Raw genomic sequence first — 12,923 nt, 5'->3', positions numbered from 1 at the left:
AAAACAAAAGAGCATATAATTTTATGAGTTGATCCTCGATAGCTCAACGGCAGAGCGGGCGGCTGTTAACCGCTAGGTTCCCGGTTCGAATCCAGGTCGAGGAGCAAAAGGAAAGCGTCCTGAAATTAAATTCAGGACGCTTTTTATAATTTCGGTTCGATAATCAGAAAAGATTCAAGTTTTAGGAACACAAAAAAGAAATACTAAAAAAATACATTTTTAACAATCTATCAAATGCATGGATTCCTTCTCGGCAATTCGAAATATGGATTGACTTACCGAATAACAAAGTTTCTTTTCAAATTTCGAATTGGTGATTCATTCTCACCCAAACCAAATAATTCCGTTATAATAAGTTTTAGGTTATCTGAAAACTTTTTATTCACACCTTTTCCTGGAAATTTTTTTACTGATTCATCATGACATTAACCATAAAAACTGCAATGGCAGAATTGCCTATCCTATCTACTTTAGAAATAGTAGCCGGACATAAAGGCATCAATAATGTAATTAATTGGACACATATCGTTGATCAGCCAGATATGATTCCATTTGTTCGTCCGGGTATGCTGCTGCTTTCGACTGCTTTTGGAATATCGCAAGAAGTTGAGAGTCAAAAAAGAATTATTCAGATTTTATCTGAAACCGGTTTAGCAGGAATGATCATTTCAATTGGAAAATATTTTGAAGAAATTCCAGACGCAATGATTGAAGAAGCAGACCGTTTGAACTTTCCATTAATTCGTTGTCCGTGGAATATTCCTTATGTAGACATAACATATGCCATCAACGGTAGAATTATCCGGGAACAAATCTCATCCGTAGAAGATTCAATTCCAATTCAAAAAGAACTAACGCAATTAGTCATCGACAATGGTGGACTTACTTTATTAGCGGAAAGATTATCAAATCTCGTCGGCAATTCAGTCGAAATTTGCGATAGAAATCAGGAAGTCCTGGTCAGTTATCATTATCAATATAAAAGCCTTAATCAGGAGAGTTTCTTCTCCGTCGAAGAAAAAAAAGCGATTAAATCAATAGGTTTGTTATATTTTTCCAGAATTAACCCAACCATCAGATATATAAAAAAAGATACTCATAAAAATATCAATTTTGAAATGTTACTTTCTCCAATTTATATTTCCGATCAGGTATTCGGATATATTTGGATTCTTGGAACAGACAAGCAGATATCAGAATTCGATTATGCAGTGATGGAACAGGGGACCACCATTGCTGCATTAATAGCAAGCCGAGATTTAGCAATTCACAATGCCGAGCTCAGAGGAAAAAGAGAAATATTTGAAAGTTTAATGACAAATGATTTTACTGAACAGAATAGCAGTGAATGGTATGAGACTGCAAAAAAACTGGGTCTTAAAGAACAGTATCAAGTTTTAATCATTAAAAATCTCCCCTTTTTTGAGTACCAGCAAGGATATATTTATTCGTTTGTTGATTATAAAATTAAAGAAAATAATGTTCCAGGGACAGTGTTTGAATATGGCAATTATGTTGTTGTAATACTGACCAATATACTTCAGAGTCCGGCAGAAAAAACCGTTGATTTTTTATTTCGCGAAGCTGAAATACGGAAAATCAAAATTGTAGCTGGAATCAGCAGAGTTGCGAGTAACATTCAGGATTTTAAATTTTTTCTTGAGGAAGCGATTGAATCACTTCAAATTGGTCAGGCAATGTATCGATCAAAACCAGCAACATGGTCGCTTGATCGGTTAGGGTTTTTTCTATCCAATTCTGAAAAAAGGGAACCAGTTTGATGAAAAAAACCACTATTGTGAAATGATCAAACAAATCGAAACTTATGATATACAACACAAGACAGAATATTTAAAAACGGTGACAGTATATCTGGAAAATATGATGGATGCGAAAAAAACATCCGGAGAATTATTTATTCATCGGAATACGCTTCGACAAAGAATACAAAAAATAATATCAGATTGGGATATTGATTTTTCCGATTCAATTTCGATGATCAACCTGTTAATAGCGATAAAGAGTACTCTGGTTTGCTCTTTCTATTCTTCCGACTTAAAGAATGACCAAGGAAATCTCAGAAATCGCGCGTAAACTGAATCAGTAAAACACATAATACAATCATTGCTCCTCCAATCCATTGTATAAAGGTCATTTTTTCTGCTAATAATAAATATGCAAGGAGAATGGTGAAAAAAGGTTCTAAAGTAGAGATCAAATTTGCAATCGTTGCCGGAATCATTGTCAGACTGAGCATGTAAAGACCATAACCGCTTATTGTCGGTCCAAGAACTAACAATACTAAAGTCATCCAGCCATTAAGAGAATTTTTTAAACTGAATAACGATTCTGAATCAGGAATATTTAAGAATAACAGAATGATTGCAGCAAAAAAGAAAGAACCAAACATCGATGAGAATGCATTCATACCCCGATTTGCAGCAAGTCTTCCCATAATACTGTAAATGGAAAAAAACAATCCGGAAAGGAGGCCTGTGCCAATTCCGATTGCATTACTCTGCCATGCACTCGGATAGATTGCACCTGAAACCATCGCCGCACCTAATATCCCAACCAGGATGTAAAGCACTTTTATAGGTTTTAAATGTTCTCTCAAAAAGATAAAAGACAGCAAAGCAGTAAAAGCAGGAGAACAATACGTCAAAACGGCTGAGACAGACACACCATTAAGTTTTATTGAGGTTGTCCAAAAATAATTAAAAAAAGCGGTAACTACACCAAAAAACAATGAAAAAAGTGCATTTGCAAAAATTTGTTTTAATGAAACACGTGAAAAACAGACAATAATGATCAACAGAAAAAAAGCTGCTAAAAAATCTCTCCAGAATGCAACAGTAATGGCTTTCATTCCATAGTCAGTCTGCAAATGGCTGACAAAGATTCCAGTAGATGACCACACTACGGTTGACAATAATGCGAACAAATATCCATTCGAAGATATTGCTGTAGGTTTTTCCGTTGGTTGTGCTAATATTTTCATTATGTCCTGTTTAATGCAACAAAATACTTAGCATCATTTGTTAAATGATGTTGGATCAGTACTCATTTCCTTTCTATGCCAAAATGATTAATAATAAGAAAGAAATGAAGAATAATTTTCTGAATTTCTTATTGAATCGATATTATTAAATACTTTAACCTTTTCATGATTCCGGTAAAGAATCAAAATGTCTTTGAAGTTTTTCTACATATTCATCCGGAAGATGATTTTCTTTGGCTCCTACAAGAAGTTTTCCCAAATAAGCCCGAGTAGTTTCGTGAGGGCCGGATGGATTAGTTGTTCGATAAATGAAAGCTTTCTCCAATCTGCCCTCTTCGGTAATAATGACGACTTCCTGTCGAAAATATTTTGCTGAGTAAACACCTTCAACCTGGTCTAGATGAAGCATTTCTTCTTCAGAAATATCATATAAAACACCATAAGCAATTTTCCCTGGGACAAATTCAGCTCCAGTGCATCCTCCTTTGTAATTTTTTGAGTAATAATTAAAAACAACTTCAAAATTCGGAAGAACGGCAGTTGAAATTTTTTTAGCAGATGGACAATGTTGTTTTAGTACGTCCATGCTCATAAACGATCCATAGGAAAAATACAGCATGTTCCCCCCTTTATTTCAATAACTCTTTTACAGGTCCGATATAATGACGCAGACTTTCTACACATCGGTATAAACCTACTTCAGGATCAATCAAATCGCCATTTTCATCAAATCGAATTTTCCCAATTAGACCATCAAAACCGTTTTGTCCCATTTTTTGAATTTCATGAAGAACAGCTGTTCTGTCAATCACGCCAGCTCGTCTGATTGCTTCTATCATCATGTTGGTCATGTCATATCCTTCCGGTGCATATTGGAGATTGACCAATGTATGAGGATAGAGTACTGCAAATTTTTTAAAAAATTCTCTGCAAGAAGGTGCCAGTCGAACATCCACACCATTAAAAGTATGATACGGAGGTTCAGGATCTAAACCATATACCTCCAAATAAGGAATGTGTTTTAATGCATCGGTGCCCAGAAATACTCCCGAACATTTTTTATATCGAAGCTGGTGGGCAATAATATGAGAAGGATTCCAATAAACAGCAAAGTAAACCAGATCAGGATTCTGTGATTTAACTGTTTCAACAAGCGGGTCAAAATTGAGCTGTCTGTCTGAATCACCAAATTTCCACATGAGTAATGGTTCACAGCCAAGTTTTTTTGCTTCATCGAAAAAAGCAATTCCCAACGGGTCGTATCGATTAGGATCGCCATCATTTATAACAACAATACGCTTTGCGCCAATATACTCCACAGCTACACGAGCTTGCAATCTTGCATAGACATCACCTTTACATAACAAACGAAAATAATTCTCATAGCCTTTTTCAGTTAAACCGGGACTTATCGGTTCTGAGGAAATTTGAGCCATCCCATATTGATGATAGACATGTTGTGAAGCATGTGACATTGGACTGTTTAATGGTCCCAACATACCTACTGCAGCCGGATCCTCACAAAATTCTTTCGAAACCACAAGAGCCCGATCAACATTTCTTTCGTCGTTGACAAGTTTCAATTCAAGAAAAAACGGCAGGTCATCTCTTTCGTTTGCTTCAAGAATTGCTAATTCAGCTGCACAATATCCCGTCGCATCATGCGGTGTATCATATGGAAGTCCAAAACCAATCTTTGCAACTGGCTTATTTTTTGTATTTTCCATTTTCTTATGCCTCTCCCTCTTTATATGAAAGCTTCTTTTGCCATCGTTTTTTTTGTTCTGGAAAATCGAAAAAGAATTTATCAACAATCAGATTTACACGATTTTGCGCCTGCTCCAATGCAATTGGTAAATCAAAATTTATCATCCCGGAAGGATCTTTGATCATTTTTCCATCTACCATTACATAATCTATGTTTCCAGAATTGCCGTATAACAACAGGCTGGTAATCGGATCCGAAGTCGGAGATAATAGTGGATTGTTAAAGTCAACAGCAATTAAGTCTGCTTTCTTTTTTGTCTCAAGAGATCCAATATCAGAGTCCATTCCAATCGCTTTGGCACTCCCGATCGTCGCCATCTCCAATAATTCATACGGTGACAGCCGGCTTGTAAACCTGTCAGAAGCAAGCATTTGATCAATTCCGATCACAGCACTGGACCGATGTTGTTGTGCTTGCCGTGTAGAACGAAGCATCTGCAGTATGTCATGGAACATATCATCCGTACCCAATCCTACAGGAATTCCCATGTCCTTCCACCGCATAAATGGTGCAGAGATAAAAGTGCTTTGTGCAATCGAAGCACCGCTATCTAAAATCATCATTTCATCCTGTGCGGAGGTATAAACACAATGTGCGGCAATCAGTTGATTATCCAATATTCCTAGATTTGCTAAATACTCTGTTGGCGACAAATCATATAGTTTCATGACTTGCTGATACTCTCTAACCGACTGTGCTAAATGAGTCGTAATACGCAAATTCCGTTCTTTTGCAAATTCCTTTACTTTCTGATATGTTTCAGGTAGAACTAAGTCGGTCGCTTTTGGGCACATCAATGTCCGAATTCTTCCTTCAGCAGCTCCTTCCCAATCCTCATATAAATGGACTGCTCGATTAAAAGCAACCTTCCCTTTTTCTGGAAGAAAGGAATACTTGCCTTTCTGCATTTCTTTCAGATCAACCTCTTCAATATCAGATGCCAGATAGACACGATTTCCTGTCTTTTTCACCGCTTTTGCGAATCCCTCCGGGTATGTGTAAATGACAAGCGAAGTTGTGCATCCGCCATAAACAAATTCGGCAGCGGAAGCCAAACCGAGTGTTTCCATATCCTCATCTAATCGATAACCTTCAAGAGGAAGATTTACCTGATAGAAATCCCCTATTAACTCATACAATCCTCGGAAATATTGCTGAAGATGCGCATGAATATTGACAAATCCCGGCATAACCAGGTGATGCTCAAGATCGTAAACAAAATCAGCTTCTGGTTGGTTTTGATTATCATAACCAATCTGTCTGATTCGATCATTTTGAATAAATATCCAGCCTCGTTCGATAAATGTTCTTTCCCTGTCAAATAAAGCAATCATTGCATTCTTGATTAATGTAGAAGTCATAAGATTTGCTCGCTTATATTCCTAAATATGCTTTTTGAACCATTACAGATTTCATGAGTTCTGTTCCGGTTCCTTCTAAAACAATATTTCCAGTTTGCAAAACATAAGCGCGGTCCGCCAAATCAAGCGCCCGTTTTACATTTTGTTCCACCAGTAATACAGTAATTCCCTGCTGATTAATTTGTTGAATATTTTCAAATATTCGGGCAACAATATTCGGTTGCACGCCCAGAGAAGGCTCATCAAACATAATCATTCTTGGGCTGCACATTAATGCTCTGCCAATAGCACATTGCTGCGCTTGTCCGCCGGATAAAGTTTCTGCTTTTTGTGAAGCGCGTTCTTTTAAAATCGGGAAAAGATGATAGACTTTTTCAATCTGCTGCTGAATATATATCGTATCCTTCCTTTTAGTCCATGCGCCCAAGGTTAAATTTTCATAAACTGTCATCCTTGGAAAAAGACGTCTTCCTTCCGGAACATGAGAAATACCCATCTCAACCGTCTTGAATGCTTTCATGGAACTGATTTTTTTTCCATCAAACCAAATTTCACCTGATGAAAGCCGATTTATCCCGCAAATAGCCCTCAGCATGGTTGACTTGCCTGCACCATTCGAGCCGATCACAGCAACCAGTTCTCCTTCATTAATGTGCAAAGACACTTCATGCAGAGCAATAATCTCTGAGTATTGAACGCGAATTGATTTCAATTCCAATAACATCATTCACCCCCCAGGTAAGCCTCAATCACCAATGGATCTTTGGATACTTCTGAAGGTAGTCCTTGGGAAATAACTTTTCCATTCTCAAGAACATAAACCCTGTCAGATAATGGCATTACAACCTCCATAACGTGTTCTACCAGAATGATTGAAGTGCCTCGGTCATTTATTTTCCGAACAAATTCAACCGCTTCCTTGGTTTCAGCAGCGTTAAGACCAGCCATCGCTTCATCCAACATTAATATATAGGGTTCCGTTGCCAATGCCCGCGCAATTTCCAGGCGTTTCTTATAAGCCAGTGTCAAATGGGCTCCTGTGTAATCGATATATTTAGTCATTCCAAGGAATTCGATGATTTCACGGGCTTTTTCTTCCGCTTCCAACGGTGACTTGGATTTTAAGAGAGAGCCGATCATTACGTTTTCTAAAACCGTCAAAGCTTTAAAAGGTCTCACGATTTGGAAAGTTCTGGCAATTCCTAAAGGAGTTCTCCGATGTGGGGGCAATTTTTGAATGGCATTTCCACGAAAAATGATTTCGCCAGAATCTATTTTGTAAACACCGGATATACAATTGAATAACGTTGTCTTACCGGATCCATTGGGTCCGATTAATCCAACCATCTCCCCTTCATCAATCGAGATATTGACATCATTATTCGCAGTAATGCCGCCAAATTTCTTGTAAATATGCTTACATTCGAGAATTGTCATGATTGCTCCTAACAATAGGCTCTTTCATCCATTTTGAAATTCCAGAAAAAAACTTAGCATGTTCTTTGAACCAGCCAAGAATACCGCTTGGCCGATAGATCGCAATTAGAATAATCACAAATCCCCAAAGCATCTGATCAAATGCTTTTCCCGATCCACCGATCCAGCCGCGAATTAATTCACCGGTTGGTATGAAAATAATCGCACCAATCAACGGGCCAGCAATGGTAGCTATACCACCTAATGTGGCGCTTAATATAAAGTTATTGGATGTAATACTGTTGTAAACACTCATAGGGTCAACGTATAACATGTATTGCGCATAAAAAGTACCGGCAACCGATGCCAAAGAAGCGCTGATGATTCCGACAATCTGGAGATTTTTCATCACATCGACACCAAGACTTTGTGCTGCTAATTCATCTTCTTTCATTGCCCGAATATAAAAGCCTAATTTTGACTTAGAAACCTTATAAACCAGGAGATAACTCAGAACGAGTAAAAACAAAACAATGTAATAGTATTGTGTCTTATTATTAGCAAATTGGAAATCTAATATTGACGATTTACGAAGCAGAGGCATGAAGACTCCTCGTGAATCCCCAACCCAACGCCAATTCAAAAAAACTGCCTGAAGCGTAAAAGTGAAACCCAGAGTTGCCATTCCGTAATAGGCGGGAGTAAGTTTGAAGGTGGGGAAACCGACTATTACCGATATGGATGATGAGACCAGCATTCCTATTATCATGCCGATCCAGGGAGATATGCCATATTTTGTAAATAAAACTGCTGAGGAATAAGCCCCAAGTCCAAAAAAGATCGCGTGTCCCATTGAGTATCTCGATCCATATCCACTCAAGACATTCCATGCCTGACCACCGATTGCCCACATGCAGGTGAGAATTGCCAAATTTCGAAGATAGTTTGAGGTAAAAATATGAGGAAATGATAATAAAAATATCGCTAAACATAATCCGCCAATCACTCGAAAAACCATACCTCGTGAGATTTTTCGTGTGTCGTTCATTAATTGCTTTCCATTATCTTTCATGATTAATGCTCCTTTCCGTTTCTATCGTCTGCCCATTAATCCGCGAGGGCGGAACATTAATACAATTAGGTAGGTCAGGTAAACCGGAATTAATTTATATTGGGGACCTATCACATATCCTGATATGGTTTCAACAACTCCGACAATTAAACCGGCAATTAGCGATCCTTCAAAACTTCCATATCCTCCTAAAGTTACGACAACAAAGGAAATATTGGAAAAAGTCTCACCGACATATGGATGGATGTAGTAAAAATTTGTTAACAACGCTCCTGCAGTCCCAACACAGAACCCGGAAATCGTCCACCCAAGCAAAAACATTTTTTCAGTGTCAATACCCATCATTTTCGCCGCATCAATATCCTGTTCAGTCGCCTGCAGCGCCTGCCCTTCGGGTGTACGTCGAATAAACCAGTAGCAGAGCCCATAAGCCAGTAAAGCTCCAACAGCTCCAAAAAGTAGCGGCTTGCTGATATTAATGGCTCCAATTGAAATGGAACCTTCAACAAATGGATTTAGAACACTCCGATAATTTGGTGTAAAAACGAATTGCAATGTTGAAGCAATCAAGATACCTAATCCATAGGTTGAAAACATTTGTCCAAAACTGGATGGACTTCGTAAAACCTGAGAAATGATCAGTTTATGTGTAGCGATACCGACCAGTGTTGAAACGATAATGCACACTGGAATGCTAACTAAAGGATCCATTTTGAAAACTGACCATAAGAGGAACGAAGTATACATAGAAATTGTTACAAGATCACCGTGACAAAAATTGATGATATTCATCAATCCCTGAATCAAGCTTAAGCCTGAGGCAACCAGAGCATAGAGAGCACCCATTAACAATCCTGAAATCAAAATCTGAAGAAAGGTATTCAAATCTAATCCTGTCATGCGCTGCTTCTTTCTATTTCATCTGTAAAAAAAAATTGAGGAAGGAAAAGTTAGGTAAAAAATTTTACAAAAAATCTCTAACCTTACGCTTCCTTCGATCACAAGGTTTAGTTTTTCTGTTTTTTTTTTTTATAAACTCAGTCTGCTGCTACAAAAACAACAGCAGACTGATTATGATTATGATTATTATTTATCTTTCTTCCCACGAAGGATAAGGTACATAGTCGCCATTTTTCATTTCAGAAGGCCACAGATTTACAAATTTGAAATCTTCCTGAGCCTGAACAACAATGGCTCGAGCTAAAATATTCTGTCCGGTTTCATCAAATTGAACACCAGCAAATGGAAGAATAATTTCTTCACCTTTAATATCAGTCTGGGTCAAAGCCTCACGTAATTTTTCCGGATCGGTAGTTCCTGCACGATTAATTGCATCAACCAATACCTGAACGGAAGTAATTACACTCCCTTGATTCTCATTAAATTTTAGATCAGGATAATGTTCCGCAAAATAATCTTCTGTAATCGGTTTTACAAATGGTGCATCTTTCTTTGAATATACAGTACGGAAGACTGTCCACCAGCCATCAGGTCCGAGTGTTTCTCGATAGGAAAAGTTCAATGGTTTCCCATCTGCATAAACGTACATCTTCGGAGTATATTTTTGTTCCTTGAACGTGCGCATGAAAAGCATTGCATCCGCAACATAGGACGCCTGGAAGAGAATATCCGGGTCCTTGGCTATAACCCGCTGAACTTCTGAGTTGACCTGTGTCGTTGTAGAAGGATAGGAGATCTGATCAATCACCTCAAATCCATATTTTGGCGCTACTAATTTTGCGATATCCGCGACATCGGAACCCCAAAGGGAGTTTTCATTAAGAACCATGACAGTTTTATATTCTCTGCTGGTGTCTTTATCCGCTTCTTCCCGCATTGCGGTGAACAGGTTTTCAACAAAAATTGCATCGTTACCAAAGACGCGGAAGAAATATTGGAAACCGCGAGATGTTAAAGTTGGGGAACTGGCAGAATCGCAGATAAATGGAATTCCATAACGTTCGGCAACCTGGCTGGCTGTGGTTGAAACGGAACTGTTGAATGCACCTATCAAAGCCACAACACCTTCTTGTGTGATCAACCGTTCTGCTTCATTTTGTCCGCGTTCAGGAGTAGCTTGAGAGTCACCATAGACAATTTCGATCTTTTTGCCGTTAAGTGCTGGAATACCGGCAGTCTCGGCAAATTTTAACGGAGCCCATTCAGGATGTTCATTATTGATGATTTCTTCTGCCAATTCACAACCGGCACGATATTCAAATCCAGTCAACGCCTGATTTCCTGAGAGTGGATAAACAACACCGATTTTTACAGTATCATCTGCTGCAATTCCACTGCTGAAACACACGCTTGTAAAAATTACTACAAGCATAAAAATAGGGATAATATTCTTCTTCATTTTCTTTCCTTTCTTTTTGATTCCCTGACTTATATGAATTATAGAAAAAAACAAGAAAGCTAAAATGTGCATTTGCATATTGAATACTCAGGAATTCAGTAGAAATTGAAATTATTATCGAAAGAGTATTGTGCAATATTTCCAGAAATTCGAATTATGGAAAGAATTATTTATTAATCATTTATTTTTGCGCTTCGCGCAAAAACTTCACAACAACTAATTTTCTTTCTTTATTCGAAAAATCAATCCTTATTTCGAATTGCTGCTGCAGAACACTTCTGTTGTAAAATAGGAGTAGACCTGCGCTGAAATGGGCTGCAGAAAACAGAATAACACTTCACAGATGACAAATTGTAAAAATTGACACGGAATGATTCAGCTCCTTGTGAATCAAAGCACTGCTATAGTAATAACATCAGTCATGAAGGCGGATTATGAAAAAAAATATCCTTTTCAAATTACTTATTGGGATGATCGCAGTTTTTCTCCTGTCATCCGCGATGCGTGCCTACCAGGTAAATGACGGAGATATGGCAACGAACCAGCCTCCAATAACTGAACCGGTTCAGACAGAATCAGCGGAACAAATCACCGAAACTGATACCGCATCCCCAATTGAAACAATGCCCGCTCCTGTCAATACCATGGCAGAGACAGAAATTGTCCCTGCGGAAAGTACTGAAAATCCGGAAAACACAGTCGAAGCAACAGTGGAAAGCAGCAAATCACCGACAGTCGCCGCTGCAACTGCCATCCCCGCTTCTCCAGGGACATTGCCGCTTGTCAATCCGCTGACCGGACAGTCTATCAGTAATCCGGATTATCTGACCTATCCTCCGGTTTTAATTCCGATATCTCGATATCCGGACGGCAATCGCCCATCTGCCGGTTTAAGCCAGGCGCCTTGGGTATTTGAAATGTATGCAAACACAGGCGAATCCCGACCCATTGCGCTTTTCTATGGATCCTTGCCGGAAACTACGAAAGCGATGGAACCATATGTCGGAGCAATGTCTGGAGCACTACTGGGACTTGAATCCCTGCGGAAACAATATCAAGCCTTACTCCTGACAACCGGCAATCCACAATATGTTGAGGATGCCGGTATTTTGAATAATGAAAAATGGTTCGGATTGGCAGGTGATGAAAAATATCCGGACATTCCGGTTGCGCACATTCAAAATTACCTGGAAAAATGGAAAAAAAGACTGGTAATACCAGATATCGAGGGTTTAACAATTCCATTTTCCATTGGTGTTGTAAAAGAAGGAAAACACGGTCAATCCCTATTTATGCGTTATGCCAGTTTTAATCAGATACTATGGCAGTTTGATGCAAAAGATGGCCTTTATCATCGATCACAAAATTCTTCTTCAAATCCGGAGATTGTTGAGGATGTGGATATTCTCAATGATCGGCCTATAGCAGTCCAAAATCTGATCGTTCTCTTTGCATCGCACACGCTCGTTGGAACAGAAGGCAATTTTACAGTCAATTTCAATTATGTGGAAAAGAATCCGGCGATTATCTTCCGTGACGGTATTATGTATCAGGTGTACTGGACAACAAAATCAGAAGCTTATGAAAGAGAAACGGAAAGAATGCGCCCGATCCGTTTTATCGATGAGGCAGGGAATGCTTTTCCATTAAAACCGGGGCAAAGCTGGGTCCATATCATTTCAACCGGCAATCCATATTATGAAACATCCACAGCACTCGGTAATGAAGTATCCCAGGGAACCGGTTTCTGGAAAATTCCCTATATTTCGGTAAAACCGGAAGAAAAAGAAATTGCACTTTCTGAAAACAAAGAATTGGTTGAAATTCTGCAAGTAACAAAATAACAAATTGAGCTATTTGAAATATAGAGAGAATAATTTGATGTTGTGTTGTTTTTGCCCAAAATGCAAAAACAACACAACATCTATTTTTCTTTCTTCGTTATT

At 38.5% G+C, this 12,923-nt stretch carries 12 protein-coding genes and 1 tRNA gene; 4 read left to right on the top strand and 9 right to left on the bottom strand.

Annotation, left to right across the window (positions count from 1 at the left end; genetic code table 11):
• Positions 1 to 32: 32 nt before the first annotated feature.
• From ATC1_RS00745 to ATC1_RS15120, 3 genes are all read left to right on the top strand, one after another.
• A tRNA-Asn gene (locus tag ATC1_RS00745) sits at positions 33 to 104 on the top strand.
• A 315-nt stretch (positions 105 to 419) separates the two neighbouring features.
• Positions 420 to 1,781 (top strand): PucR family transcriptional regulator ligand-binding domain-containing protein, encoded by a 1,362-nt coding sequence (locus tag ATC1_RS00740; protein ID WP_062277120.1) that lies wholly within the window; start codon positions 420 to 422, stop codon positions 1,779 to 1,781.
• Between the two features lie 22 nt (positions 1,782 to 1,803).
• Complete coding sequence (locus ATC1_RS15120; RefSeq protein ID WP_062277118.1) at positions 1,804 to 2,094, top strand: helix-turn-helix domain-containing protein; 291 nt, start codon at positions 1,804 to 1,806, stop codon at positions 2,092 to 2,094.
• Here ATC1_RS15120 and ATC1_RS00730 read toward each other — a convergent pair.
• The 9 genes from ATC1_RS00730 to ATC1_RS00690 form a co-directional block, all read right to left on the bottom strand.
• Positions 2,078 to 3,001 carry a DMT family transporter gene (locus tag ATC1_RS00730; protein WP_062277115.1) on the bottom strand — a complete coding sequence of 308 codons (924 nt, stop codon included), beginning with the start codon at positions 2,999 to 3,001 and terminating at the stop codon, positions 2,078 to 2,080. The genes ATC1_RS15120 and ATC1_RS00730 overlap by 17 nt on opposite strands.
• 163 nt (positions 3,002 to 3,164) lie before the next feature.
• Positions 3,165 to 3,620, bottom strand: a complete 456-nt coding sequence (locus ATC1_RS00725; RefSeq protein ID WP_062277113.1) for a gamma-glutamylcyclotransferase family protein — start codon at positions 3,618 to 3,620, stop codon at positions 3,165 to 3,167.
• 10 nt (positions 3,621 to 3,630) lie between these two features.
• A complete protein-coding gene (locus ATC1_RS00720) occupies positions 3,631 to 4,728 on the bottom strand; it encodes a branched-chain amino acid ABC transporter substrate-binding protein (RefSeq protein ID WP_062277110.1) in 1,098 nt (365 codons plus the stop codon).
• Between the two features lie 4 nt (positions 4,729 to 4,732).
• Entirely contained in the window at positions 4,733 to 6,130 is a 1,398-nt protein-coding gene (locus ATC1_RS00715) for an amidohydrolase family protein (protein WP_062277107.1), read from the bottom strand.
• Positions 6,131 to 6,143: 13 nt separating this feature from the next.
• Positions 6,144 to 6,857: an ABC transporter ATP-binding protein gene (locus ATC1_RS00710; RefSeq protein ID WP_062277104.1), complete on the bottom strand. Its 714-nt coding sequence runs from the start codon at positions 6,855 to 6,857 to the stop codon at positions 6,144 to 6,146.
• Positions 6,854 to 7,567 (bottom strand): ABC transporter ATP-binding protein, encoded by a 714-nt coding sequence (locus ATC1_RS00705; RefSeq protein ID WP_062277101.1) that lies wholly within the window; start codon positions 7,565 to 7,567, stop codon positions 6,854 to 6,856. The genes ATC1_RS00710 and ATC1_RS00705 overlap by 4 nt, the downstream gene beginning before the upstream one ends.
• Complete coding sequence (locus ATC1_RS00700) at positions 7,548 to 8,618, bottom strand: branched-chain amino acid ABC transporter permease (RefSeq protein ID WP_062277098.1); 1,071 nt, start codon at positions 8,616 to 8,618, stop codon at positions 7,548 to 7,550. The genes ATC1_RS00705 and ATC1_RS00700 overlap by 20 nt, the downstream gene beginning before the upstream one ends.
• 21 nt (positions 8,619 to 8,639) lie before the next feature.
• Positions 8,640 to 9,518, bottom strand: coding sequence for a branched-chain amino acid ABC transporter permease (locus ATC1_RS00695; protein ID WP_062277096.1), 879 nt, complete (start codon positions 9,516 to 9,518; stop codon positions 8,640 to 8,642).
• A gap of 190 nt (positions 9,519 to 9,708) precedes the next feature.
• A complete protein-coding gene (locus tag ATC1_RS00690; protein ID WP_062277094.1) occupies positions 9,709 to 10,977 on the bottom strand; it encodes an ABC transporter substrate-binding protein in 1,269 nt (422 codons plus the stop codon).
• A gap of 434 nt (positions 10,978 to 11,411) precedes the next feature.
• Here ATC1_RS00690 and ATC1_RS00685 point away from each other — a divergent pair, with 434 nt between their 5' ends.
• A complete protein-coding gene (locus ATC1_RS00685; protein ID WP_062277089.1) occupies positions 11,412 to 12,821 on the top strand; it encodes a DUF3048 domain-containing protein in 1,410 nt (469 codons plus the stop codon).
• Positions 12,822 to 12,923 lie beyond the last annotated feature (102 nt).

This window comes from Flexilinea flocculi, from assembly GCF_001192795.1.
Lineage (GTDB): Bacteria > Chloroflexota > Anaerolineae > Anaerolineales > Anaerolineaceae > Flexilinea > Flexilinea flocculi.
The sequence above is the reverse complement of the archived record's forward strand: the minus strand, read 5'-3'. Positions and strand labels throughout refer to the sequence as shown.

Coding starts and splice junctions, on each gene's coding strand:
- ATC1_RS00740 (WP_062277120.1), top strand. CDS start 420: ATGACATTAACCATAAAAACTGCAATGGCAGAATTGCCTATCCTATCT.
- ATC1_RS15120 (WP_062277118.1), top strand. CDS start 1,804: ATGATCAAACAAATCGAAACTTATGATATACAACACAAGACAGAATAT.
- ATC1_RS00730 (WP_062277115.1), bottom strand. CDS start 3,001: ATGAAAATATTAGCACAACCAACGGAAAAACCTACAGCAATATCTTCG.
- ATC1_RS00725 (WP_062277113.1), bottom strand. CDS start 3,620: ATGCTGTATTTTTCCTATGGATCGTTTATGAGCATGGACGTACTAAAA.
- ATC1_RS00720 (WP_062277110.1), bottom strand. CDS start 4,728: ATGGAAAATACAAAAAATAAGCCAGTTGCAAAGATTGGTTTTGGACTT.
- ATC1_RS00715 (WP_062277107.1), bottom strand. CDS start 6,130: ATGACTTCTACATTAATCAAGAATGCAATGATTGCTTTATTTGACAGG.
- ATC1_RS00710 (WP_062277104.1), bottom strand. CDS start 6,857: ATGATGTTATTGGAATTGAAATCAATTCGCGTTCAATACTCAGAGATT.
- ATC1_RS00705 (WP_062277101.1), bottom strand. CDS start 7,567: ATGACAATTCTCGAATGTAAGCATATTTACAAGAAATTTGGCGGCATT.
- ATC1_RS00700 (WP_062277098.1), bottom strand. CDS start 8,618: ATGAAAGATAATGGAAAGCAATTAATGAACGACACACGAAAAATCTCA.
- ATC1_RS00695 (WP_062277096.1), bottom strand. CDS start 9,518: ATGACAGGATTAGATTTGAATACCTTTCTTCAGATTTTGATTTCAGGA.
- ATC1_RS00690 (WP_062277094.1), bottom strand. CDS start 10,977: ATGAAGAAGAATATTATCCCTATTTTTATGCTTGTAGTAATTTTTACA.
- ATC1_RS00685 (WP_062277089.1), top strand. CDS start 11,412: ATGAAAAAAAATATCCTTTTCAAATTACTTATTGGGATGATCGCAGTT.